Origin of the sequence: Paraburkholderia sp. FT54, from assembly GCF_031585635.1 — a bacterium.
Taxonomy (GTDB): domain Bacteria; phylum Pseudomonadota; class Gammaproteobacteria; order Burkholderiales; family Burkholderiaceae; genus Paraburkholderia.
On the sequence record NZ_CP134195.1, the window covers coordinates 1,706,359 to 1,731,184 of the forward strand.

Below are 24,826 nucleotides of genomic sequence, written 5' to 3' on the forward strand. Positions count from 1 at the left end.
AGCCGCGGCGAGCGCGCTCAGAGTCTGCTGACGAGCGCTGCCCAGCGTTGGCCCTGGCGCACATTGTTGATGCGCGCGGTAAGATCGCCGACGGTAATCACGCCATCACGGTTCGTATCGAGCGTCTGATTCCAATGAAACGCGTCGGCATGCGGGCCATTGGGCGCCGCGATGATCGACGATTCATCGGTGCCGGTCAGCGTCGCTGGAAGAAAGGTTGCCTGATAGAGCCGACCCGGCGAAGTCAGCTTGCCTATGTAAGGCCGGTAGAAGCTCTCCACATACGGCAACTGTTGTTCCGCGCTCAAAAGTTTGAAGGCGTCCGGGCCCGCCGACCATCCCAGCCCCTTCAGAATTTCCGGCATGAACTGGATCAGTCCCGTCGCTTTGCCGTTCGCGTTCTGAGACCACGGCTGCACGCCGCTCTCGCTCTCCATCACGCCGAGCAGGTCTTCCGGCACGCAGTTGAGTCTTGTGCAGACCGCCTTGAGTTGTGAGAAGAAGTTATCGCTCAAGTAAGAGAAGTCAGCGCCGCCGGCCGTTGCGCCGGTGCGTGACCAGGATGCGCGAATCGGACTGCCCGCGCGCGCGGCTGCAAGCCCTCCCCACGCCGCATCGATATCGGCGGGGTAACCCGGGTCGATGGAATCGGCCGCGACGTCGTAGCGTAGATACTTTCCGCCGCGGAAGAAATAGACCTTGCCGTTGCCCCAGTTCAGTGCCGTGTCGATCCCGCTGCCGAATCCCGCGGCGCTGAACCCAGGCCAGCCGTCCGCGATGGAAACGGGGTATCCGTCGTCCACCCTGTCCTGGGACAGATCGTAGCGAACATACTGACCTGACTTGAAGAAGTAGAGCTTGCCGTTGCCCCAGTTCACAGCGGCATCGATATCCGAGCCGAAGCCAGCCTCGGCGAGCCCTGGCCAATGCCCCGCGATCGCGAGAGGGTAACCGGAATCGACCGCATTGGCGGCGATATCGTAGCGCAGGAATTGCGGGCCCCTGAAGAAATAGACCTTGCCCGAATCGGAGTTCACCGCGGCATCGATGCCGCCTCCGAATCCTGCCGCGGAGAAGCCGGTCCAATTGGCGCCGATCGATTTCGGATATCCGGCTTCCACCGCATCCGAAGCCACATCGTAGCGGACGTATTGTGAATCGAAGAGAAAGTAAGCCTTGGTGATCATGTTGCCCTCTCACTATTGCGGATGCGCGCGGAATCGTCATGACGCCCAGCCTGCGCGAGGCTGGCGTCAACGGCAAGGGTAGGATGCGCAAGGCCAGGAAAGTTATGACGATCGTGCGCTTGCATAGGACGATCGCGGCGTCGGGTGTGTCGCCCTGATACCACGCAGGACGATGGCGGGCGCGCGCGCCGCCCGCGCGCTCGTGGCATAGGCGTATGCGACCTTCGATGTAGTCCCTCTAGCCGATGGCAACCGCCTTCCCAAATCTTATTCTCTATCCACGGATCGAAACGTCCCGTGAGCGTAACAGCGGGGTGGCCAATGATGCCGTTGGCGCTGTGCGCCGCGATGAGGCGGCCCATCGATTCCGGCATTTCTTCGCCTGAAACGCGGACTTAGCCACATGCAGCGATGACCCGACGTCGTCGTTCGCGGAACATCGGGAGACGTCACACCATGTTGGACACATCGACGCTTGAACGCGAAAGTCGTGCTTGTGAATTTCTCTGGGTGGATCTGATGCCCGATCCCGATGTGTCGATGCTGAACGCCGTCCTTGATGCATACGAGGTGTGCCGCGTCCGGGAGTTGCATCACGTATCCAGCGCCATCCGCCTTCACGCACCTCCGTTTGTATGCTTCGAGGTCGACGATCCCGATACGCGCGTTTTCGATTCCCTGATGCGGGTGCGCAACGACCATCCCGAGTTGCCCGTGCTGGTGATCACGGGCCGCGATTCGATCGTGGTCGCAACGTGGGCGGTGCGTCTGAAGGTGTGGGATCTGCTGGTCAAGCCGGTGCGGCATGAGGAATTGAACGAAACCCTTTCCTCGATTGCCTCGATAAGGCGGGAGCGCGACACGGCAGTCGTGTCCAATGCGTTGTCTGCTTCGAGTTCGTCAAGCGGTTCTCAACCGTGCAATAGACCCGGCCCTCCAAAGCGTACGTTGGCGGCTATTTCGCATCTGCACGCGCACTTCGCTTGCCGGATAAGCCTGGAGACTGTTGCCGCCGCCTGCCGGCTCAGTCCTTCACAGTTTTGTCGCGTATTCAGGAAGGATCACAACGTGAGCTTCTGCCAGTATCTGCTGTGCTTCAGAATGAACCGGGCTCGCGAACTTCTGGAGCGCGAAAACATGCTGGTCAAGGAGGTCGCTTACGCGGTTGGCTTCACTGACCTGTCGTATTTCACGCGGTCATTCAAGCGGCACTTCGGCGTATGCCCCGCCGCATATCAGGAAGGCACGCGGCGGTATGCCGCCGGCTAGAACGCGCGAAACGACCCGTGAGCGATCGGGCGAAGCAGCGGCGCGCCACGTGTGGGCGCGCCGTCGCGGTGTCACGCGCCGCCTTTCGACTCGCGTCGCAGGCGGCGCGACGGACACACCCGTCACTGGATCTCTCGCCAGAGTTGGCAAGCACCTCCGTTGAAGTCGGAGCCGGGATTCAAGGTGACGCGCGCGCTGCAGTGATCCGCGTCCAGAAAGCGGCCGTCATATTGAAGTCGAAGACGGAACCACCCACCACCTGCGGGAACGATCTGCCAGAGTTGACACGCGCCGCCGGCCCAATTCGAGCCAGGATTGGTGGCGATGTGTTCGCCGCAATGGTCGGCGTCAAGGAAATGGCCATTGTGGGCGAGCTGAATCCGGAACCACCCGCCGCCTGCCGGTACGAAGCGCCACATCTGGCAAGCCCCGCCTTCCCAGCTCGACCCGGGATTCATTGCCACGCTCGGGCCGCAATGGTCGGCATCGAGAAACTGGCCTGTTTGCATCAGTTGCAGGCGTCGAAATTCGCTCTGCGCCATTGCGCCGTCGGCCATGAAGATTGCGTGCGCGCCCACGAACGCAAGCGCCGCAAGGCGCTTGCCGATCGAAGCCGTACGCTGTTTGGCGACCGCGGAACCGCGCCGCCATTGCCGTGAAAACAATCTCGAGTTTGATACGTACATGTCGCCCTCGTCTAAACAAGCGGTAAGCATTCGATCGGCTGGCCGTTGGGCCATTTGAAATGGTTACTTGATTGGTTCCAGGGGCAACTCGACCGTGGTCCTGGGCTTGCGCAGAAATCGACGGAAATCCCTGATGATGATGCCGGGAGCAACGAGCTTGCGCCTCACCGACCCATCACTAGACTTGAGTTCGTAAACGGACTCGAGCTTCTTGTCGACGGTGAAGTTATCCGCGTTTTGCGGGTCAGGAATGATCAGACTGCGCGGCTGGTCGAGATAGTCCCGAACGGATCCGAGCGTGTCCCGTATCTGATTTTTCAGCAACTTTCGCTCGTCTGCGCTCGCGATGACCATGTTCAGCAGAGCGTCGATCTCCCGGACGGGAACCTCCCGGTTCTGTGAGGGATCCGTGTTTCTGAATGCAACGGTTACGTCTACGAGGCACAGGAGCGCGATGGTTTCTTCCTTCAGTTGGAAGACACCGATATTGATCGGATTCGGAGTGTCGTTATGCGTCTTTTTTTCGGTCCGGGTCTCGGTCGAGTTCGTTGTCTGGTTGCTCTGCGTGCCGGACACGGCCTGTTGCGTCCGGTACTGATTGGTCGATGAAATCTGCGAATCGATAGCTGATTGCGCTGAGTTTGCGAACTCCTCCCGAACGTCCTGCGAACCGCCTTTGACATTGAGTTGAGCGTCGGCGCTTCCGCCTCCGAGAGTCATCTGCGCCTCGCCATGAAAGTTCGCGTCGAGTTGGTAGTTCGAACTGTCCTTTCCGTATTTCGAATCGGCGGAGTCTTTCATGCTCCGGTTGAATTGAGTCGCCGCGGCCGTATCCTGACTCTCCATCACGGTGGTCGTCAGTTCATTGCTGGACGTTGTGGATGTTCTGGTAATCAGCGTGTAGGTGAACTCCGAATTGGGCGAGAGGGAAAAGCTGCTGATCATGTCGTCCCTGGCGAGATCGCCTTTAAAGGAAACGAGCTTGTATTGCTCGACGAGGAACAACTGCGGACGAAGTTTGAGAGGCGGCGTAATAGTGGCGGTGCCAATTCTGTGCAGCGCGCCGACGTTAAACAGCTCTGTGCGAAGCATCGGCGTGACGGACTGGATTGCGTTGATGGCGATGGTCATGTTGCACTCCTCGAGAAAAATGAGCTATTGAACTCAAAATGGCAAAAGCGAAAGCAGCTAGGCTGTTCCGCCTACTCCGCTGAGAAAGAGTTCCAGTGGAAGGCCAAGCGAGATGAAAGCGGGTTGGAGCATGAGCCCTACCGTATCCTCCGGATTGACGATGACGGAAATGGAAGGCTGTGTATTCGCAACTGGGCTCGAGGTGCTGAGCGTCGGTTGGGTGGATTGAGTCTGAAGTTCTGACATGGCTGCCCCTGGTTTAACGGTTCACTTCGATGCGAATGGCGTCTTTGGGATCCGCGAGCATGCTCGACATTCCTGAACGATGGAGCGCCGCGTTGGCCAGCAAACGAGCAGGACAACGACGAGCTTGGTTCCCGGCATCCCGAAGCTAAGGTATCCCGTAAAAGCCTTTGGGAGTTATGACGATCCTGCTATTCGCCAGGACGATTCTTGCTCTCACACGGTCGCTGAGAGCGCATGAAATGGATGCCTGGTGTTCAAACGAGGACTGGCAATATCGTCTTTCCGAAACCGATCTTGCGGCAATCATCTGGAAATGAGGATAACGAATATTCAGAGATTGATGATTCGAGATGCGGCGCGCCTTGGCGTACTCGCTTCCCGGAAGGTCGATCGATACTGAGATGACTACGATGGCTATTCGATTCAGCGGCGACGCATCACCTTCGAACGAAGCGTGTGCAGCCGCGCCGGCGACGAGGAGACGCTAATGAACGACGCACCTGAACGCAAAGACCCGCGTGATTCGGGCGACCTGAGGGCGGACCCGACATCGCCTTCGCCATTGTCGGTCGACGTGGACCGGTGCGAAAAGCTGATCGCGCACGCGTCGCGAATGGGCGTGCCGATTCGCGACGCCGATATCGAAGCCGCCCGAGCCGCGCGCCGGGCGCTCGATCTGGGAGTCGCGAATGCGCATATCCGCCGCACGCTTCATACCGCGATGAACCGCATCGCGTGCGCCGCGCGGTACCCGAATCCGCGCATCGCCGAAGACCTCGACCGGTGCGGCGATCTCGTGTCCTATGCGGCGCAGACGGGCAAAACGATACCCGAGAGCGATATCGCCTGCCTGTCGGTGGCCCGGGCCGCTCAGCAGGACCTCGCATGGAACGCGATTACCGAAGCGCTCTTCTATGCGGGCATGAGCCGCATCGCACGAGCGGTGGCGCCGATCATCGCCGAGACCGCGAGCGCGGAAGCGCGCAAGGGCGCACGGCAGGCGATCAGGAATTACACCTGGGCTTCTTTCGGGTTGGCGTTCCTGGTCGTGTCGCTGTCGTGCCTGCTTTTCGTCGTCAACCAGATCTCTGTGGATGTATCGCAAGTGGTCGAACAGAACGACGCGGCCGCGCTCTCGATGCACAACCTGCTGCAGGCGCATCGCGCGAACATCATCGCGGCAAAGGAGAAGGGCGAGGATGCCGTGCTGCAGTTGCAGAACTCCCAGCCGGCGCTTCAGATCAAGCAGTTGCTTCAACAGTTCGCAACCAACAACCGGCAGCTCTATGCCGATGTGAAGCGCACCGAGGCGATTCGGCGGTTCTTCCTCATTGGCGAAGCAGACAGCCCGTACAAGCCGAAGTGCGAGTCCGCGGGATCCTCCGTGGAGAAGCGTAACGGTGAGATGAATGTGAGCCTGGGCAGGTCCGCGGCCGCCGCGTCGAAAGCGGACAACAAGGTCGATCCGACTGCTGACTGGAACTGCAGCCCCGACAGCCGTCGGCGTGCGCTCGAAGTCGATCTGCCGCTGCTTGCGACCGGACCGGGGAAAGAGCCCGGCTCCAGCAAGCCGGAGAAAGCATGGCGTCCGGAGGACGCGGTGGAACAGGGCTTTCAGAAAATCGCCGTGTATCAGGACATACGCGCGATGGCGACGAACGACCGCGACGTGATTCTCGCGTTTGTCGGGGCGATCACGAGTTTTCTACTGCCGGTGCTGTACGCATGGCTCGGTGCGTGCGCCGCGATTCTCCGGCAGCTTAACGCGGATACGTCGGCGAGCCTGTTTCACCCCGAGCACTCGACGGTCGCTAACCGCGCGCACATCACGACGGCCGTGATCGTCGGCATCTCCATTGGTCTGTTCAGCAAGCTGCTGCACGAGGGAATCGAATTTTCCCCGCTCGCCGTGGCCTTCGTTGCGGGCTACGCGTCCGACAAGTTCTTCGCTTTCGTCGACAGACTCGTGAGCGCCATTTTCCCGGCACGGGTACAAGGCCGGGCGGAGGCGGCGGCACCTGCCGCGCCGAAGCGGTTGCAGATGCGTGTGGACACGCCCAAGACTCCTCAATGACAAAACCTCGACGCGCGCCTGCGTTTTGGCGATCGCTGTATGAATCGCCGCGCAGCGCCGGACGAAACAGCTGTCGCCATACTTCCGGAAGATCAACGCGCCCGTTTGGCACGCCTTGGGATGACCATTGCTGGCACGCTTGCCGCAACTCGACAAACGTCCGTTCTGGTCGCGCGGCACGCCGACTGCGAGCAGCTGGGCGGCAAGTTCGAATTCAGCATCAACGTTGCAGCGAGCCGCCGCGGTGCATGAGCTTCTGATGCGCCAGGTGCAGATCACGCCGGACTCGCAACTCGACGGGCAGGCACGAAAGCCGCTGCCGTGTAGCGCGATCCACTTTGGTGACCAGCGGAAATCCCATGAAGAACGGCGGACGAGGATGATCGTAGCGCCCAACCGCTGTATCAATCTCATCGTCAGCTCAGCTGTGACCGCGCCGTGCGTCTACGTTAGCGGTGCGTGCGCTCGCAGCGGTGGAGCGCGTCATGTCGCCGGGTGCAAAGGGTTGGCTGGCTTGCATGCTGAAGAAGATGCGTGGCCGTACAGGCAAAACGTGAGCGCCGCATGAGGGGCTTGCATGAGCGTAGGCGAGCGCAGGGGATTCCCGTCTAACTTTGGCCGGCCACGGCAGCACCTCGCGCTGGAGGCGTATGCCGCGCGCGCGGCTTTTATCGCAAACAGCTTCGGGCAAGGGAGGAGGGCTTGCGTGCTCTTCGACCATGCTGAACGTCGAAAGGCATGACTATGGTCCGCACGCAGCCAAGATGGTCCAGGGACTCAGATGATACGGCGAGCGGAGGAACGCGCTGCCGTGAATGGATGTGCCGCGGGGGGCGTACTCGTGGATTGAGTCGCGCATAACGACTTGCAGTTCGACGCATACGGCGCGAGCAAGGAAAGGCGTTGCTCGCGCCGCACTCATTGCTGTCGGCGCAATGTCGCTCTGTGACGTGAAGCCATCTCGTCATGATCCGCCGAATACAGGGCCTTGTCCTCCTGGCGCTGGCGGCAAGAACAGTTCGCTGTGAGCAGCAGCGCCCACGGGAGTCGCGCCCGCAGCCGCGGAGACAGGCGCCGGCTCGCGAAGCGTGACAGCGCTATTGGACGAAATCGGGACACTGGGCTTGGCAAGCAGCTCGGTCTTTCTCGCAGACCCTGCCGATGTACCGAAGTAGTATCCGATGATGCTCACCCACGCTGTACCGAGCGCCCCAAGAATGACGTTCATCAGATCGCGATTCGCGTCGGGCAGTCCGTGCAGGGCCATCAGGATGAGCATGCCGAAGAAGCCGACCGTGACGGTCATCGCCAGCGCCTTGGGGACCCAGTCGCCGGTTTTTTCTTCTCTGGCTCGTGCGTCCGCACGATCCGCCGCTTCCGCCCGGGCAAGCTCCATTTCGTACGTCAGTTGCGCCTGCGCCGCCGTCACGGCCAGTTGCTGCAGCTGCACCGCGTTTGCGCTCTCTGCTTGCCGCACCTTGTCGAGCGCGGCCGGATCTTCGAGTGCGGCGGACACCGACGTGGGATCGCTGGCGGTTCCGAGCACGTGTGAAAGGATCGTTGTGGCGGCGGTGACGCCAAGACCAACGGGGCCGCCAACGAGTCCAGCGAGAAGCGGGGCAGTTCCGCTGATGGTTGATGCAACTTTCGACCAGTCCATTATGCCGCTCCCATCAAGAGGTTTTTGGCCATACGATCCATCCAGCCGCGGCTGAAGTTCGGCCAGGTGTGAAGTCCCTTCAGATAACGCACCCGATAGGCAGCGAAACGCATGACGAATTTGAGCGGATCAGCGGCTTTTACGGCGGCAACAGTATCGGGACCGAATTTGCCGTCCGGCTCCGCATCCGATGCCTTTTGCATCCAGAGCACGACGAGGCCGCCGTTGTAGTTGGCATCGAAGATCTGGAACGCGACGCGTGGGTCGAATTCGTCTAGCCTGAGCGTGTCCCAGTACTTCGTCCTGGCGATCTGCTTTGCCGTTTCGAGCGGGAGGTCTCTCATGGGTCCGGCGTACCCCGACGCGCGCGCGACGCGCGCGGTCACCCCCCACATCGTCTCCCCGCCGGGATCGGCCGGATTGAACGAATAGCCGCCTTCACTCCCTATCAGGGCCTTGAACGCATCATCGAAGCTGCTCATGAGTCCACCTCCTCGTCGTACTGAAACAAACGGAACGTACGTCGAAGCCTAACGCGTACATCGTTGTCGTCGTTAGGACAATCGAGGCGTTTGTTTGCAATATCCTGGCGTGCGATTGCGTGGAGCCGGACGCTTTCGATCATCAGCTCTGCAATGGACGGGGAGGCAAGCGGGTGCGACGGTGGGTGTGCGCCACCAGTTCTAAATGGCTAGTGGACGCTCGATGTCAGTGCGCTGTATTCGATCCATGGGCGGCAGTCAGCCGGCGTTAGGATGCGTGTGGCAACGATGGCTCGCACAGTCGGTGACGGTGACACCTGCCGGGCACGAACCCGGCCAGCAGGCGTGGTTCCAATTCCTGTTACGAGGTCACTTGCAGCATTGCCAGAGCCATTGCTTGAACGTCCGGCCGCCGGCAAAGGACACGATCGTGCCACGGCCCTCGACTGCGCCGAGGAGCACGCGGGACCAGCTCGCCGCCTAGCGGCGCCCGCTGCGGCCCCACACGTAGCGCACCCAGCGTTGCCATTTGCCGCGCCGCGCAGCGCTGGTGTTGCGTGCTGCCTGTTCTTCGCGGTCGCGCTCGACGCTCTTCTGCACCTGCTCGTGAATCTGACGCAACGTCAAGCCACCGGGGCCTTTCAGTTTGTCGGGATCGGAGTTGTCTGTCATGGAGTGGCCTGGTCAGGATGAGTCGACTCGATCTTGATACAGATGGACAGTCGCGGCAAGCGCGTGGAAGCAGTCGGCTGCCCAGCGCGTAATCGCATGGGCCGGCCAGGCTCCAGGACAATGCGCGGCGGACACGGAAGCACGCATGGATCAGCATCGGGCTTTTACACGAACCGCTTTCGAACCCGCAAGACTGGCACAATCGAGAAGATATTCGACCCGCTTTGGAATCCTCATGCCAGACGCTATCCCGTCTTCGCCGCCATCATCACGTATCGGCCCCCTCTTTGCATTGCTTCCCTTCCTGCGCCCCTATGCCGGCCGCTGGGCGCTAGCCTTTCTCGCGCTGGTGACCTCGGCGGGCGCCACCCTGGTGTTGCCGGTGGCGTTCAAATATCTGATCGATCGTGGCTTCGCCGCGGGCGACCGGGCGCACATCGACCGCTATTTCCTCGCGCTATTCGCCGTTTCGCTGGTACTGGCCGGCGCCACGGCGCTGCGCTTTTACCTCGTGTCGTGGCTGGGCGAGCGGGTCACGGCCGACTTGCGGCGTGCGGTCTACGATCACGTGTTGCAGATGAGCCCGCAGTTCTTCGAGACCACGCAGACCGGCGAGGTCCTGTCACGGCTCACCGCCGACACCACCTTGATCCAGACAGTGGTGGGCACCAGCCTGTCGCTCGGATTGCGCAACTTCTTCCTCTTGACCGGCGGCGTGGCGATGCTGGCGGTGACGAGCCCGGTGCTGTCCGGCTACATCATCGCGACGCTGGTCGTGGTGGTCGCGCCTATCGTGATCTTCGGCAAGCGCGTGCGACGGCTCTCGCGCGCGAGCCAGGACAAGCTCGCCAACACCAGCGCGCTGGCGGGCGAGGTGCTCAATGCCATGCCGACCGTACAGTCGTATACGCAGGAGCCATTCGAGGCGCGGCGGTTCGCCGGCGCGGTGGAGGCGGCCTTCGAGACCGCGCTCACGCGCATTCGCGCGCGCGCCTGGTTGACCGCCGTGGTGATCGTGCTGGTGTTCACCGCCATCGTCTTCGTGTTGTGGCTCGGGGCACAGGCGGTGCTGGCCGGGCGGATGACGGCGGGCCAATTGTCCCAGTTCATTCTCTACGCGGTGTTCACGGCCGGCGCCGTGGGAGCGGTCGCCGAGGTGTGGGGCGATCTGCAGCGCGCTGCCGGCGCCACCGAACGTTTGCTGCAATTGCTGGCGGCGCGCTCGCCGGTGGTGGAGGCCGGGACCACGGTCGCGCTGCCCGCGAAAGGCGAGGGCATCCGCTTCGACAACGTCAGCTTCTCGTATCCATCGCGCCCAGGCATTGCCGCGCTGTCCGCACTCTCGCTCGATGTCCGTCCGGGCGAACATGTCGCCCTGGTCGGTCCGTCCGGCGCGGGCAAGACCACGCTGTTCCAGTTGCTGCTGCGCTTTTACGATCCGCAAGCCGGCCGCATTCTGATCAACGGCGTCCCGACTCGTGAGGTGCCGCTCGTCGAATTGCGCAAGGAAATCGGCGTGGTGCTGCAGGAATCGGTGATCTTTTCCGGGAGCGTACTCGAGAATATCCGCTATGGCGCGCCGCAAGCCACGCTCGCGCAAGTGCAGAAGGCCGCCGACATGGCTGCTGCGGCCGGCTTCATCGAAGAATTACCGCAAGGCTACGACACCTTTCTCGGCGAGCGCGGCGTGCGACTGTCCGGCGGACAGCGGCAGCGCATTGCGATCGCTCGCGCGATCCTGAAGAATCCGCCTATCCTGCTGCTGGACGAAGCGACCAGCGCGCTCGATGCCGCCAGCGAACGGCTGGTGCAAAAGGCGCTGGACAATGCCGCGCAGAACCGCACCACACTGGTCATTGCACACCGCCTCGCAACCGTCCAACAGGCCGACCGCATTGTCGTGCTTGAGCAGGGGCGTATCGTCGCGCAGGGTCGTCATGCCGAGCTGCTTCTGAGCTCTCCGCTCTATGCCCAGCTTGCAGCGTTGCAGTTCGGCGAGCAGTCGGGGCAGACGGCGTACGCGGCGCCGTGAGCGATGCTGTCGGGTCGGCGTGAAGGAGAAGGAGCCGGCGGCAGTAGTGGGGCGCAGGCCGCCGTTTGGCGGGCAAGTGACCAGGCGGTGCGCCCTCGCGCGGCGCATCGGCGCACTATCGCACAGCGGTGGTGGGTAGCGCGACTCGCTGCAGCGCGGCCATCGGGCCGAGCCGCTCGATCACTTTCATCTGCGCCGCGTCACGCACGAAGAGCGATCCCGCGAATCCCAATGCGTTGATCGATACACCCTCGACACGCTCTTCCGATCTTGGTACGAGCAGCATCCATCGGCGTGTAACGAGCAGGTTGTACGGCGCCGAGTGCCGAAGTTCACCGCTGACCTCGACCGGCTGGACGCCGGCGGCTTCGAGCAGAGCACGATAACAGGCGAGGACCGACGGCGCCGCATCCACGGAGATCGCGGCGCCGGACTCGAGGCGCGCGAACGCGTGCCGAAATGGCAGACCTGGCACGCGTTGCGCCTGATCTTCGGTGAGCGTGGCTGCGAGAATGGACTCGATGGGGAGCGGCGGTTCAGAGTCGCCGAGCGGCAGCGGCATGATTTGCAAATGCTTATGCGCCTGACTCGCGCCCGCGGCGGCGCCTGCATTGTAGAAACCGATGCCGTCGAACTCGGCCATACAGGCAATCAGCGACTCGAAGTCGGCGAGGTTGAGGAGCGTGTCCTGCGGTTCGAAATCACGGGTAACGATCAGCAGATGATTGTCGATGACATTGAACTTGTTTAGCAAAGCCAAGTGCGTGTCCGAGACATCCGCGACAAAGAGATCCGGGTCGTAGGGAAGGAATGGATTCACCGATGGGCGCTCGCCTGCATGAAGCTTTTGCGTTTGCCGGCGCTGCTGCTCCTTGCGGGTCAGGCTCGAGACCTGCCGCACGACAAAGCGCATGCCGCCGCTTTCGATTACCGACTGGAAGGTCTCGATAGGTTGCAGCGCGCCGCAGCGCAGCGCGTGCCCGGCCTGGCGCAGCATGGCGGGCCACAGCGTTCCCGGTGGCAGGCGTCGATTTTCCATGGTTCATTGGCGAGACACGTTCGTTGTTGGGCACGAGCATTGATTGCCGCGCAAAGTGATACGAGGCCCGTGGCGCTGCCTCCGGCCTGCCACGACAGTCCGTGCGGCGGGCCGGACGGCGCGCGTGTGACGACTGCTAAAGCTTGTAGCCGATCGTGCGCAACAGGTCCTTGCGCCATTGCACGTCTTCCTCGCCTTCGACGCCGAGCGGGGAGAATCCGTCGATCACGCCGACGATGCCACGGCCCTGGTTCGTTTCCGCAACCAACACTTCGACGGGATTCGCTGTCGCGCAGAAGATCCGGCACACCTCCGGGACTGCCTTGATCGCGTTCAGCACGTTGACCGGGTAAAAGCCGTCGCCGAGAAAAACAAAGAAGCTGTGGCCGGCGGCAACGCTCATCGCGTTGTTGCAAGCCATCTCGATCAGGCCCTCCTCGGTGCCGGAGCGGCGCACGAGGCGCTTGCCGGAGGCCTCGCAAAACGCCAGGCCGAACTTTATGCCGGGCACGGTGCCAACCATTGCCTCGTGAATATCCTCGACGGATTTGATGAAATGGGTTTGCCCGAGGATGAAGTTGGTCGTTTCGGGCTTGACGATTGTGACGGCGGACATTTGCATCTCAGACCTCGCTCCGTTGCGACAGCACACCGGGAAAGACGCGCGGATGACCGGCGAATGATTCGATCATTCGGGTTCGGGCGTTGACCCGGAGCCCGCCGTCATCCGATCGGTAAGAGCACATTTCTGGACTTTGCGTGCCGACGGCAATATGTAATCGCGGAACTGCTCGCGCAGCTTCAGCTTGTGCAGCTTGCCGGTTGCGGTGTGTGGCAGCGCGTCGACGAAGACGACATCGTCAGGAATGCACCACTTGGCGACCTTGCCTTCGTAGAATCCACGCAACTCGTCCTGAGTCACATGGGTATCGGGACGCTTGACGACCACCAGCAGCGGCCGCTCTGTCCACATGGGATGCGCGCAGGCAATACACGCCGCCTCCGCCACCGCGGGATGCGCGACCGCCACGTTCTCGATGTCGATCGAACTGATCCACTCGCAGCCCGACTTGATCAGGTCCTTGCTGCGATCGGTGATGCGCATGAAGCCGTCGCGATCGATCGTGGCGACGTCGCCGGTCGGAAACCAGCCGTCGACGAGCGGCGATGCATCGCGGCGGAAATAGCTGTCGATCACCCACGGCCCGCGCACATGCAGATCGCCGAACGTCACGCCGTCCCACGGCAATTCGCGCCCGCCGTCGCCGACGATCTTCATGTCGACGCCATAGACCACATGTCCCTGCTTCTCGAGCAGCCTGCGTTGCTCGTCGGGCGAGCGCTGCGTCTGCTCCCAGTTGAGTCTGGCAAGCGTACCGAGCGGCGACATCTCCGTCATGCCCCACCCATGGATGGCCTCGACGCCATAATCGTCCTTGAACATCCTGAGCATTGCAGGAGGGCACGCCGAGCCGCCGATTATCGTGCGCTCCAGCGACGAGAACCGTACGCCCGCTTCGTGCACGTAGTTGAGCAGCCCGAGCCACACGGTCGGCACGCCCGCCGAACACGTGACGCGCTCGGCTTCCATCAGTTCGTAGAGCGACTTGCCGTCGAGGTCCTTGCCGGGGAACACCAGTTTCGTGCCGTTCAACGGCGCGGCGTGCGCAATGCCCCACGCGTTCACATGGAACATCGGCACGACGGGCAGCACGCAATCGCGCGCGGATAGCCCCATCGCATCGGGAAGCGATGCGCCGAGCGCATGCAGCACAGTGGAGCGATGCGAATACAGCGCGCCCTTCGGATTGCCCGTCGTGCCCGACGTGTAGCAAAGATTCGACGCGCTTCGCTCGTCGATCGACGGCCAGTCGAACTGGCCGTCGTTTCCCGCGAGCAACGTTTCGTAGCACGATGCGGCCGTCGACATGCGCGGCATATGCGCCTCGTCCGTCATCGCAATCCAGCCGCGCACGTTCGGACATTGCGGCGCAAGCGTGTCGACGAGCGGCGCGAACGTGAGGTCGAACAGCACATAGCTGTCGTCGGCGTGATTGACGATATAGGCTATCTGGTCGGGGAAAAGCCGCGGATTGATCGTGTGGCAGACGGCGCCGAAGCCTGTCGTGCCGTAGTACGTTTCCAGGTGCCGGTAGCCGTTCCATGCGAGCGTGCCGATCCGGTCACCCGCTTCGACGCCAAGCGCGATGAGCGCCTGCGCCAGTTGCTTCGCGCGCCGCTCGCAGTCGCGATACGTGTAGCGATGCACGTCGCCCTCGACGCGCTTCGACACGATCTCCGTCGTGCCGAAGTAGCGCGACGCGTGCGCCAGCAACGAAGAAACCGTCAGCGGCACGTCCATCATCTGTCCAGGCAGCGGTGTCGTCATAGCCGTGTCTCCCTGTTGTTCGCAACGCTTCCCTTTGACACTCGAAGGCTGACTATCCGTGCTCGAAATGACGGCTGATGCTTCCATCAGCCTTTGACTTGAGCCGCGCAGGCAATCCTGTTCAGTGATTCAAGATAGGCTAGCCCTGGACCTGTTGCAAATGGCTAACGGGAATATCGCCAACGTGTTGCGCTCGCGGTGCGGACAAACGGCACAAGCAGCGGTGCGGCCGTGCTCGCTGACGCCTTGCGGGAAGAAGTCCGGTAGGCGGCTAATTAAGGATATGGCCCTGGAGGACGCCTCTTGTCGCAACCGGGTCCTGCGCCTAATGTTTAGAAGCACGCACCGGACAACGGACGAGGTCGTATGCGCTGCGCAAACTGCGGATTCGAGAATCCCGCTGGGGCGAGCCTCTGTGAAGGATGCCGCGCCATGCTGGCGCGCACATGTCCGCGCTGTGGAAATGAGGCGGGACCCTCCGCCAAGTTCTGCAGCGAATGCGGCACGCCGCTGACTGATGGGCCCGCAGGGGCGCCCCTGCAATCCCGGTCCGTTTCAGAGCCGTCCCCGGCGCCTGTCCATTACACGCCGCACCACCTTGCCGAGCGCATCCGCGCCGAGCAGGCGGCCATGGAAGCCCGGGGCGAGATCGCCGGCGAGCGCAAGACCGTCACGGCGCTCTTTGCCGACATGGCGGGGTCCACGGCGCTGGTTCAGGACCTGGACCCGGAAGAAGCCCAGCGCCTGATCGGGCCGGTCGTCGCGCTGATGATGGAAGCTGTCCATTATTACGAGGGCTATGTCGCCAAATCGCTCGGCGACGGCATCCTGGCGCTGTTCGGCGCGCCCATCGCCCATGAGGACCATCCGCAGCGCGCGCTGTATGCGGCGCTGCGGATGCAGCACGCGATGCGCCGCCACGGGGACAGGATTCGTCTGGAAAAAGGCATCCCGCTGCAAATTCGCGTCGGTATCCACACGGGTGAGGTCGTCGTGCGTTCGATCCGCACGGACGACCTGCACACCGATTACGATCCGGTTGGACACACCATCCACATTGCGTCCCGGATGGAAGGGATTGCCGCCCCCTCGTCGATTCTGGTGAGCGAGTCCACGCACAAACTCGCCGCGGGCTATTTTGAGTTCAAGGCACTGGGGGCCACGCAGGTCAAAGGGGTTCCCGAGCCGCTCGTCGTGTATGAGGTATTGGGTCCCGGCGCGTTGCGCACGCGCCTGCAATTGTCGGCACATCGCGGCCTGGCCAGATTCGTGGGCCGCCAGACCGAGCTGGACCACTTGCATGCGGCGCTGGAGCAGGCAAATGAGGGGCGCGGACAGGTCGTCGCGGTGGCAGGCGAGGCCGGGGTCGGGAAGTCGCGTCTGTTCCATGAGTTCAAGGAGCGCTCTCGGGGCAACCGTGTGTTGCTGGAGACGTTTTCGGTTTCGCACGGCAAGGCCTTCGCCTACTTGCCGCTCATCGAATTGTTGAAGAACTATTTCCAGATCACCGCCCGTGACGACGAGCGGCAGTGTCGGGAAAAGGTCATGGGCAAGGCGCTGACCCTCGAGCGAAGCTTCGAGGATCTCGTGCCCTATCTTCTCTATCTGCTTGGCGTCGGCGAGCGAGGATCGGCGCTCGCGGAAATGGACCCGCAAGTCCGGCGCGACCGGACCATTGACGCGATCATCGAACTCCTGACGCGGGAGAGCCGCGACCAGCCGATCGAGTTGCTGTTCGAGGATCTGCAGTGGCTGGACCGCGAGACTGAGGCGTTCCTCCTGAGCCTCATCGACCGCGTGGCGAATTCACGGATCCTGCTCCTTGTGAACTACCGGCCAGAGTATCAGCCTGTGTGGGAGCGCGTGGACCACTGCAGCCAGTTGCGGCTCGAACCGCTCGGGCCGGCGGAGGCCCAGGGATTGCTCTCGGCGCTGCTTGGGGACGATCCCACCCTCGTGCCGCTCAAACAGCTCATCCTCGAAAAGACGGAGGGCAACCCTTTCTTCATGGAGGAAGTGGTCCAGACGCTGGTCGAAGAGAAAGCGCTGCTCGGCGAACCCGGCCGTTTCCGGATCGAGCATGTCCCGGCTGCGCTGCATATTCCGACCACCGTGCAAGGCGTGCTCGCCGCTCGCATCGACCGGCTCCCTGTCGCGGAGAAGGACTTGCTGCAGGCGCTTGCGGTCCTCGGCAAGGAGTTTTCGTTCAGTCTGGTCCAGCGCATCTGCGGAGGTCCCGGTGCCCCGACCGATGAAGCGTTGCGGGATCTGCTGGCCCGCCTGGAGGCCGCGGAATTCATCTACGAGCGTCCCGCGTTTCCGGAGGTCGAGTATTCGTTCAAGCACGCGCTGACCCAGGAAGTCGCCGGCCGCTCGCTGCTGACAGAGCGCCGCAGCGCCCTGCATGAGCGTGCGGCGCAGGCCATCGAGGCGCTGTTCTCCACCCGTATCGCCGATTACTGGAGCGAATTGGCCCATCACTACAGGCTGAGCGGCAATGTCCAGAAGGCCGTGGAATACCTGCACCGCACCGGGCAGCAGGCGCTCGAGCATTCCGCCCATCTGGACGCGATGCGTCATCTCGGCGCAGCGCGGGAATTGCTCGAACATCTGCCTGACACGCCCGAACGCGCGCAGCAGGAACTGACGCTGCTGCTCTCGCTGGGGCCCGCCTTGATGGCCGTGCGCGGCTTTGGCGCGCCGGAGGTCGTGGCGGCGTATACACGCGCGCTGGCGTTGTGCGAACGGATAGGCGAGACGTCGAAGATCTTTTCGGTGCAGGTGGGACTGAGGACTTATTACCAGCTGCGCGCGGAGTACCGTACCGCGAACGAACTCGGAGAACGGCTGCTGCGCATGGCACGGCAGATCGGCAAACCGGCCTTGTTCGTGGAGGCGCATCTCGCACTAGGGGCAAGCCTGTTCTACAAGGGCGATCTCGAAGCTGCCCGCATCCACCAGGAGCAGGCTCTGGTTTTCTATCTTCAGGAAACGCACGAGGAGCACGTCTACGACCACGTGATCGATCCGGGCGTGCGCGCTCTGAACTTTATGGCCTGGACCTTGTGGCATCAGGGATACGCCGATCAGTCAGGCAAACGGAATCAAGAGGGGCTCGCACTGGCCCGGAAATATACCGGCGGCGCGAGCCTGGCGCTGACGTTGGCCTACACGGCGCAACTGCATCAGTTTCGGGGCGATGCGACGCTGACCCATAAGTACGCGGAGGCCGTCATCTCGCTCGCGGCCGAGCAGGGGATGCCGCTCTGGCACGCTTGGGGAACGATTCTGCGCGGCTGGGCGCTGAGCCAGCAAGGAAGCCTCCAGGAGGGGATTGCGCAAATACGCGAGGGCCTCGCCGGCTACCGTGCGACCGGGTCCGAAATGGGATGCTCGTATTTTCTGGTGCTGCTGGCCGACAGCTATCGGCAAGCGGGAGAGACGGACGCAGGCCTGGATGCGATCGACGAAGCGATGGCGATGGTGCGTCGTTCAGGCGAGCACTGCTACGAGGCAGAGTTACATCGGGTCAGGGGACATCTGCTGCTCGACGCACCGAGCGATCGCATCGCCGATGACACCCGTGCGCAAGAAGTCGAGGACTGCTTTCATCAGGCAATCGCAGCGGCTCGCCGTCACGGCGCCAGGTCGTTCGAATTACGCGCCGTATCGAGCCTCGCCCGTCTGTGGCAATGCCGGGGCAAAACGGCCGACGCACGGCGGGCGTTGTCCGAGGTGTACGGCGGCTTCGCAGAAGGCTTCGACACCGCCGACATGCGGGAGGCGAAAGCCTTGCTCGATGCGTTGGCATGGTGCAAGGGGTGAACGATCCATGATCCATGGCGCGGACTGGCGCGTGGGCGTGCTGCCGGCCGGCCGGGCGTGAGTGACCTGCGTGCCATGCCGGGCGCGAGATGCCGATCCGCATTGACCGAGGAGACGGGAAATGACGACGAAGAATGCAGGCCGTCGCGGCGATGCCGAGCACAAGCCGGTCGCGCTGGCTTTGCAGGGAGGCGGGATGCACGGTGCGTTCACGTGGGGCGTGCTCGACCGGCTGCTAGAGGACGGCAGGCTTGCGATTGAAGGAGTGAGTGCGACCAGCGCCGGCTCGATGAATGCCGCGGTGCTCGCGTACGGCTTGCTGAAAGGGGGCGAGGACGGCGCGCGGCAGGCGCTGCACGACTTCTGGTACGCCGTGGCGCAATCGGCCGAGCGTTACAACCCGTTGCGCTGGATGCCGTGGCTGAAAGGGACGCATAGCTTCGGGTTCGATCATTCGCCGTTATATGCGTTCGCCGACATGGCACTGCGCATTTTCTCGCCCTACCAGTTCAATCCGAACAATCTCAATCCGCTGCGCGAGGTGCTCGATAGCCAGGTCGACTTCATCGCGTTGCGAAAACAATGTCCCATCCATCTGTATCTGTGCGCGACCAACGTCGAGACGGGGAAAATACGCCTCTTCACGGGCGAGGATATCTGCGCGGACGCCGTGCTTGCCTCCGCGTGCGTGCCGACGCTGTTCCAGGCGATCAGCATCGACGGCGAACACTACTGGGACGGCGGCTACATGGGCAATCCGGCCATCTACCCGTTGATTTACCACTGCAAGACGCGCGACGTCGTGATCGTCCATATCAACCCGCTCGTTCGCCGGGGCGTGCCGATTACGGCCGCCGACATCCTCAACCGCGTCAGCGAAATCAGCTTCAATTCGTCGCTAATGCGCGAGATGCGGGCCATCGCCTTCGTCACCGATCTGATCCAGCAAGGCAAAGTCGAAGGTGACGAGATGAAGGAAATGCTGATCCATTCCATTCGATCCGACGAGGCCATGTGCGCGCTCAGCGTGTCCAGCAAGTACAACGCCGATTGGGATTTCCTTTGCGGACTGCGCGATAACGGCCGACGCGAGGCCGATGTGTGGCTCGCGCATCACTACCGGAACGTTGGGCAACGCTCGAGTATCGACATTCGCGAGGAATTTCTTTGAGCCTTGCGACTGGATCGGCGCAACGCAATGAGGTCATGATGGGTATGGCGCCGGACGCTCACGCGATCCGTGCTTCATGGAGAGAGGCGGGAATGAGTCAGACGCGGGCGCGCTTTATCGCATTGTGGTCACGCAGCGGCGGCTTGCGTGCTGAAGCCGCCTATGCCGAGCTGGCGCAGCTTTATGCCGAACCGACGCGTCATTACCACACGCTGCGTCATATCCGCCGCTGCTTGCGCGATCTCGACCGGGCGCGTAGCGCGATTCCTCACCCCGATGTTGTGGAACTTGCGCTGTGGTGTCACGACGTGATCTACGTTCCCGGCGCACGGGACAACGAGCAACGCAGTGCGGACTGGTTCCGGCAATGGGCGGGTGAGGGTATCGCCGCGAGCGAGCGCATCGGCGAAATGATCCTGGCGACCAGGCATACGCGTGTGCCGGCCGCGTTGGACGATTGCTTTGCCTGCGACATCGACCTCGCGGTGCTGGGCGGTCGACGCGACCGCTTTCGTGAGGACGGAGTGCGCCTGAGGGCGGAACGTTCCGACCTTGACGATCGCGCCTACGACATGCATGAAAGGACGATTCTGGGCAACCTGCTGGCACGTCCGCGCATTTACCACACCGATTTTTTCCATACCCGTTGCGAAACGCGCGCGCGGGCCAATCTGACGTGGCGGCTCGGCCTGCCTGTAACGCAATGACCATGATTCGACCTGCGCCGTCCGGTTACTCACCGAGCGGTGCAAACGGACCTTACGCTGATCGGCGCAGGCGACGTGCTCGACACTGCGAAGCAGATGCGGCGTTGTATCGATCCGGCGATCCACACGCTCCTCAGATGTTATGCGATCGTGGTCCCGCCGTAGCGATAGGCATCCTTTCGTCCGTCCGGTCAAACACCTTTTCCGGCTCGTCCGCTTCCTCGGGAGTTTCGTTATCCAGCACCCGGCGCATTCTGGGTTGGTCCAGTTCGTGGGTCCATCTGGCCACCACCAGTGTCGCCACGGCATTGCCGATGAAATTCGTCAACGCGCGCGCTTCGGACATGAAGCGGTCGATACCCAGGATAAGCGCAAGACCTGCAACCGGTACATGTCCGACCGCGGACAGCGTGGCCGCAAGCACGATGAACCCGCTGCCCGTCACACCCGCGGCGCCTTTGGAGGTCAGCAGCAACACAGCTAGCAAAGTAAGCTGATGCGTGAGGTCTAGCGGCGTATTCGTCGCCTGGGCGATAAAGACGGCGGCCAGTGTGAGGTAGATCGACGTGCCATCGAGATTGAAAGAGTATCCAGTGGGAATGACTAGTCCAACTACTGATTTCTTCGCGCCAAGATTCTCCAGCTTCACCATGACGCGAGGCAGCGCGGCTTCCGATGAGGAGGTTCCAAGAACGACGAACAGTTCTTCCTTGAGGTACTTGATCAACTTCCACACGCTGAAACCATGGAACCTGGCAATCAGTCCTAGCACGACGAAGATGAAGAAAAGGCAGGTCGCATAGAACGTGAGCATCAGCATCCCAAGGGAGAGCATGCTGCCGATGCCGTATTTACCGATGGTAAAAGCCATCGCGCCAAAGGCGCCGATCGGTGCCACTTTCATGATGATGCCGACAATGCGGAAGAACACGTGAGAGATCTTCTCGACAAAGTCGAATATCAATGTGCCTCTGCCGCCGAACGAGTGCAGCGCGAAGCCGAACATGAGCGCGAACAGCAGGACCTGAAGTATCTCACCCTAGGCGAACGCATCGACCACGGTCGAGGGGACGATGTTCATCAGGAATTCGGTGGTGCTCTCCATCTTGCGCCCGCTGGTGATCGTAGCCACCGCTTTCGCGTCCAGCGTCTTCGGGTCCACGTTCATGCCGGCGCCGGGCTGTACCACGTTGACGATCACCAATCCGACCACCAGCGCGAGAGCGCTGACGATCTCGAAATAGAGCAGCGCCAGTCCGCCGGTCTTGCCCACCTTCTTCATGTCTTCCATGCCGGCAATGCCGACGACCACGGTGCAGAAGATGATAGGGGCGATGATCATCTTGATCAGTTTGATGAAGGCGTCGCCGAGCGGCTTCATCGCCTCGCCGGTTTGCGGGGCGAAAATCCCCAACACAATACCGGCGATGATCGCGACGATGACCTGGAAATAAAGTGATCTGTAAAGCGGTTTGTGCGAAGCCATTTGAGCTCCAAAACAATCACTTCAGTCGTCATTCAGCGCTTCGATTGACACGCCAGCGTGACCGATGACGACGGGCAAGCATGCCGGCGTCGCGACCGCGGGGCGCAGTCGTGATACCTGTGCTTGTTCCGCAGAACGCGGAACGGCTGCTCACCCGGCAACTTGCGAATAGATTCTTACCAAACCATTACGAAGCCTATGCTTCGCATCCGTCCTCGGCAAGCGGACAAACCCGAGCGTGCACTGCAGCAAACCGCCTTATAAAAGCTGTCGCTGTGTTGAGGCCGGGTTTGATCACGGGTGACTTTTAACCCACTATCATCGTTTCTCGTCACCAAGGAGAACAAACGATGGGTCGCCCCGATTTCATCAAACACTGGACCGAACTGGAAGAACCCCATGCGCATTGCTATCGCGGCGATTCCGAACCGATGGGCCTTGACGCGCCGCTCTCCGCTGCAATGGGTATCACGCGGATCGGCATTCATCACGTGAGGCTTTTGCCGGGTCGGCGCACCTCATATCCGCACGCCGAAAGTACTGAGCAGGAGTTTGTCTACGTGCTGCATGGCAAGCCCGATGTCTGGATCGACGGCGTACTGCACCCGCTTGCTGAAGGCGACTCGGTGGCGTTTGCGGCTGGCACTGGTATCTGCCACACCTTCATCAACAATACCCAAGATGAAGTCAGGCTGATGGTGATTGGTGAGCGGCCGCGTGCCGACAACCATATCCGGTATCCGCTTAACGAAACGTACGAACTGACACGCGCGGACCGCTGGACGGACTGGCCGATCAGACCGCTTGGCGATCATGACGGGATGCCTGATTGATGCTTTTGCGAGTCGCAATCTTTCATGACATGGCATGAGCCACGTTCGGCTTGAACCTGCCAGGAGTCGTCATTGGCTGCGTCATCGGTCTGAAGTGGGAATATCCGGACCACCACCAGTAGCCGACCGTTCAAGCGCTGATGATACTGTCGCCTATCGCCGTGAGACATTTCGATGCACGAACCGCTGGCGACAAGTCAATTTTGACTTTCGTCGGTGCGATGAAGCTGCTGCAATACATTCGGGTTTTTATTCTAATAAGGATTGTTAAGGAGGAGAAATGGCTGAACGTAAAGTCGCTCTCGGGAGGGCAGTCGACGCCGCGCAGCATCTCCTCGATCCGGTTCCACCTTGGGAAGACGTTTTAGATACTGCGCGAGATCTGGTCGGTGCGGATAGCGGGACGCTCATTGTCTTTGATAACCAGTGTCGCCTACTTAACCTTACCGCCGTGGGCTTCACCGAGAGCTGTTCTCGCGATTACAACTCCTATTTTTATAGCCACGACATCCTGGAACATGACTCCCGCTCGGCACCGGCCGGGACCTGGCTCGATACAGGGCAAATGTATAGCAACTGGTCATGCACGCCTTTTCGTGGACATCTGGTGCGGGGATGGTCGACCTCGGATCACTCGGCGGAGGCATTGCGTATGCGAATGCGGTGAACGCTTCTGGAACCGTTGTCGGTGTCGCCAATCTCAATCTGCTCAAATACCACGCCTTCGTATGGAGTCAGGGCGGCGGCATGACCGACCTTGGCACGTTCGGCGGCCCCCTGTCATACGCTTCGGACATTAATGGCGCCGGCCAGATCGTCGGTTACGCAACGGTTCGGGCGGGCTGGCCACACGCATTCGTGCGTACGGGATCAGTGATGACCGATCTCGGTCTTTTACCCGGTGCCCAGTTCTCTTACGCGACGCGAATTAACGATGCGGGGCAGGTAATCGGCGGCACAGCTTTCACGAATGGCCGTGTCTCTGCGTTCTCCTGGACGGCGGCCGACGGTATGGTGGACATCGGCACGCTGGGCGGCAAGCTCACCATCGCGAACGACATGAACAAAACCGGTCAGGTAGTGGGGTCGTCCGTCGATGCGAATGGGAATCCTCGGGCCTACATCTGGACGGGTAGCACCCTGACCGCTCTCGGTACTTTGGGCGGAAAAACATCGTCGGCAAGTGCAATTAGCGGCACCGGGCAGGTGGTGGGTGCAGCCGACACGGCAAACGGAGACCGGCATGCATTCGTATGGAGCCAGGGCGAAGGAATGGTCGACCTGAACAGTCGCATTCAATCGGCACCTGCCGGTTTGATACTAGCCGGTGGACTCGCTATCTCCGACCACGGAGAAATAGTCGCGACGTCCAATGCCGGCTTGATCCTTCTTGGCAGCAATTCCACGGCGCCCGTGGTTGGACCTATCGCGCCGAGTGTCCGTGCAAAAGTCGGCGTGGCGATTGATTTCAAAGCTGCATTCACCGACGTTGACAGCGGCGACTCACATTCGGCAACGTGGTCGTGGGGCGACGGTGGCCAACCGCAGGCAGCGACCATCAGAGAAAGTGCCGGCACGGGTACGGCGACGGGCACACACGCATTCAATAAACCGGGGATCTACCCGGTCAGCTTGAAAGTTATCGACACGACCGGCCAGGTGGCGCAAGTGAGCACCGAGGTCGATGTGGCAAAGAAATAGTTGGTGGGGAAGCGGGACGCATGCGAAAGACTGCTATCGATTGCGGATTCAACCCCTCGAAGCAACTGAAGCCGTTGTTAGATGCCGGCGCGGAATTCTTCGCGCCGCACAACAGGATGTACGCGACCGTGATCGGGCGAGCCTCGCGCCCGTCGTCGTGCCGATTGTCCGCAACGACAAACGCAAGGGACGGATTCCGGTTCCGGTCAAAACGTCGGCGGTCCAATCGCGGTGTA

19 protein-coding genes and 1 pseudogene are annotated in these 24,826 nt (G+C 61.6%); 10 read left to right on the forward strand and 10 right to left on the reverse strand.

All coding sequences use genetic code 11. The features are described 5' to 3' along the window. Positions 1-17: 17 nt before the first annotated feature. Positions 18-1,187, reverse strand: a complete 1,170-nt coding sequence (locus RI103_RS08045; RefSeq protein ID WP_310814812.1) for a hemopexin repeat-containing protein — start codon at positions 1,185-1,187, stop codon at positions 18-20. A 456-nt stretch (positions 1,188-1,643) separates the two neighbouring features. On the opposite strand from RI103_RS08045, the gene RI103_RS08050 reads away from it, so the two are divergent. Then, positions 1,644-2,456, forward strand: a complete 813-nt coding sequence (locus tag RI103_RS08050) for a DNA-binding response regulator (protein ID WP_310814813.1) — start codon at positions 1,644-1,646, stop codon at positions 2,454-2,456. Positions 2,457-2,578: 122 nt separating this feature from the next. Here the strand turns inward: RI103_RS08050 and RI103_RS39615 are convergent, their stop codons facing one another. Continuing rightward, positions 2,579-3,196 carry an RICIN domain-containing protein gene (locus tag RI103_RS39615; RefSeq protein ID WP_409076968.1) on the reverse strand — a complete coding sequence of 206 codons (618 nt, stop codon included), beginning with the start codon at positions 3,194-3,196 and terminating at the stop codon, positions 2,579-2,581. A 9-nt stretch (positions 3,197-3,205) separates the two neighbouring features. Further along, positions 3,206-4,273 (reverse strand): hypothetical protein, encoded by a 1,068-nt coding sequence (locus RI103_RS08060; RefSeq protein ID WP_310814815.1) that lies wholly within the window; start codon positions 4,271-4,273, stop codon positions 3,206-3,208. A 733-nt stretch (positions 4,274-5,006) separates the two neighbouring features. Between RI103_RS08060 and RI103_RS08065 the strand changes: the two genes are divergently transcribed. Continuing rightward, a complete protein-coding gene (locus tag RI103_RS08065; RefSeq protein WP_310814816.1) occupies positions 5,007-6,593 on the forward strand; it encodes a hypothetical protein in 1,587 nt (528 codons plus the stop codon). Positions 6,594-6,632: 39 nt separating this feature from the next. Further along, a complete protein-coding gene (locus tag RI103_RS08070; protein WP_310814817.1) occupies positions 6,633-6,845 on the forward strand; it encodes a hypothetical protein in 213 nt (70 codons plus the stop codon). A gap of 712 nt (positions 6,846-7,557) precedes the next feature. Here RI103_RS08070 and RI103_RS08075 read toward each other — a convergent pair. The 3 genes from RI103_RS08075 to RI103_RS08085 all read right to left on the reverse strand — a co-directional run bounded on the left by RI103_RS08075 (position 7,558) and on the right by RI103_RS08085 (position 9,407). Then, positions 7,558-8,253: a hypothetical protein gene (locus tag RI103_RS08075; RefSeq protein ID WP_310814818.1), complete on the reverse strand. Its 696-nt coding sequence runs from the start codon at positions 8,251-8,253 to the stop codon at positions 7,558-7,560. Beyond that, a complete protein-coding gene (locus RI103_RS08080; RefSeq protein WP_310814819.1) occupies positions 8,253-8,735 on the reverse strand; it encodes a glycosyl hydrolase 108 family protein in 483 nt (160 codons plus the stop codon). Before RI103_RS08080 ends, RI103_RS08075 begins: the two co-directional genes overlap by 1 nt. Before the next feature lie 480 nt (positions 8,736-9,215). Beyond that, positions 9,216-9,407, reverse strand: a complete 192-nt coding sequence (locus tag RI103_RS08085) for a hypothetical protein (RefSeq protein WP_310814820.1) — start codon at positions 9,405-9,407, stop codon at positions 9,216-9,218. Between the two features lie 235 nt (positions 9,408-9,642). On the opposite strand from RI103_RS08085, the gene RI103_RS08090 reads away from it, so the two are divergent. Further along, entirely contained in the window at positions 9,643-11,439 is a 1,797-nt protein-coding gene (locus RI103_RS08090) for an ABC transporter transmembrane domain-containing protein (RefSeq protein WP_310814821.1), read from the forward strand. A 115-nt stretch (positions 11,440-11,554) separates the two neighbouring features. On the opposite strand, the gene RI103_RS08095 is transcribed toward RI103_RS08090, so the two are convergent. The 3 genes from RI103_RS08095 to RI103_RS08105 all read right to left on the reverse strand — a co-directional run bounded on the left by RI103_RS08095 (position 11,555) and on the right by RI103_RS08105 (position 14,867). Continuing rightward, positions 11,555-12,478, reverse strand: a complete 924-nt coding sequence (locus tag RI103_RS08095) for a phosphorylase (protein ID WP_310814822.1) — start codon at positions 12,476-12,478, stop codon at positions 11,555-11,557. A gap of 136 nt (positions 12,479-12,614) precedes the next feature. Beyond that, positions 12,615-13,100 (reverse strand): adenosine-specific kinase, encoded by a 486-nt coding sequence (locus tag RI103_RS08100; RefSeq protein ID WP_310814823.1) that lies wholly within the window; start codon positions 13,098-13,100, stop codon positions 12,615-12,617. A 66-nt stretch (positions 13,101-13,166) separates the two neighbouring features. Further along, positions 13,167-14,867 carry a 3-(methylthio)propionyl-CoA ligase gene (locus RI103_RS08105; RefSeq protein WP_310814824.1) on the reverse strand — a complete coding sequence of 567 codons (1,701 nt, stop codon included), beginning with the start codon at positions 14,865-14,867 and terminating at the stop codon, positions 13,167-13,169. Between the two features lie 366 nt (positions 14,868-15,233). On the opposite strand from RI103_RS08105, the gene RI103_RS08110 reads away from it, so the two are divergent. The 3 genes from RI103_RS08110 to RI103_RS08120 all read left to right on the forward strand — a co-directional run bounded on the left by RI103_RS08110 (position 15,234) and on the right by RI103_RS08120 (position 20,570). After that, complete coding sequence (locus RI103_RS08110) at positions 15,234-18,692, forward strand: adenylate/guanylate cyclase domain-containing protein (protein ID WP_310814825.1); 3,459 nt, start codon at positions 15,234-15,236, stop codon at positions 18,690-18,692. Between the two features lie 121 nt (positions 18,693-18,813). Further along, on the forward strand, positions 18,814-19,863 hold the full coding sequence (locus RI103_RS08115; RefSeq protein ID WP_310814826.1) for a patatin-like phospholipase family protein: 1,050 nt from the start codon (positions 18,814-18,816) through the stop codon (positions 19,861-19,863). A gap of 92 nt (positions 19,864-19,955) precedes the next feature. After that, positions 19,956-20,570, forward strand: a complete 615-nt coding sequence (locus tag RI103_RS08120; RefSeq protein ID WP_310814827.1) for a hypothetical protein — start codon at positions 19,956-19,958, stop codon at positions 20,568-20,570. A gap of 133 nt (positions 20,571-20,703) precedes the next feature. Here RI103_RS08120 and RI103_RS08125 read toward each other — a convergent pair. Further along, positions 20,704-22,056 (reverse strand): annotated as a pseudogene (locus RI103_RS08125) (dicarboxylate/amino acid:cation symporter). Positions 22,057-22,406: 350 nt separating this feature from the next. On the opposite strand from RI103_RS08125, the gene RI103_RS08130 reads away from it, so the two are divergent. The 3 genes from RI103_RS08130 to RI103_RS08140 all read left to right on the forward strand — a co-directional run bounded on the left by RI103_RS08130 (position 22,407) and on the right by RI103_RS08140 (position 24,590). Beyond that, the gene (locus RI103_RS08130) at positions 22,407-22,889 is read left to right on the forward strand and encodes a cupin domain-containing protein (RefSeq protein ID WP_310814828.1); all 483 of its coding nucleotides are present in this window, start codon (positions 22,407-22,409) and stop codon (positions 22,887-22,889) included. A 280-nt stretch (positions 22,890-23,169) separates the two neighbouring features. Next, positions 23,170-23,556 (forward strand): hypothetical protein, encoded by a 387-nt coding sequence (locus RI103_RS08135; RefSeq protein ID WP_310814829.1) that lies wholly within the window; start codon positions 23,170-23,172, stop codon positions 23,554-23,556. Next, positions 23,505-24,590, forward strand: a complete 1,086-nt coding sequence (locus RI103_RS08140) for a PKD domain-containing protein (protein WP_310814830.1) — start codon at positions 23,505-23,507, stop codon at positions 24,588-24,590. Before RI103_RS08135 ends, RI103_RS08140 begins: the two co-directional genes overlap by 52 nt. Positions 24,591-24,826 lie beyond the last annotated feature (236 nt).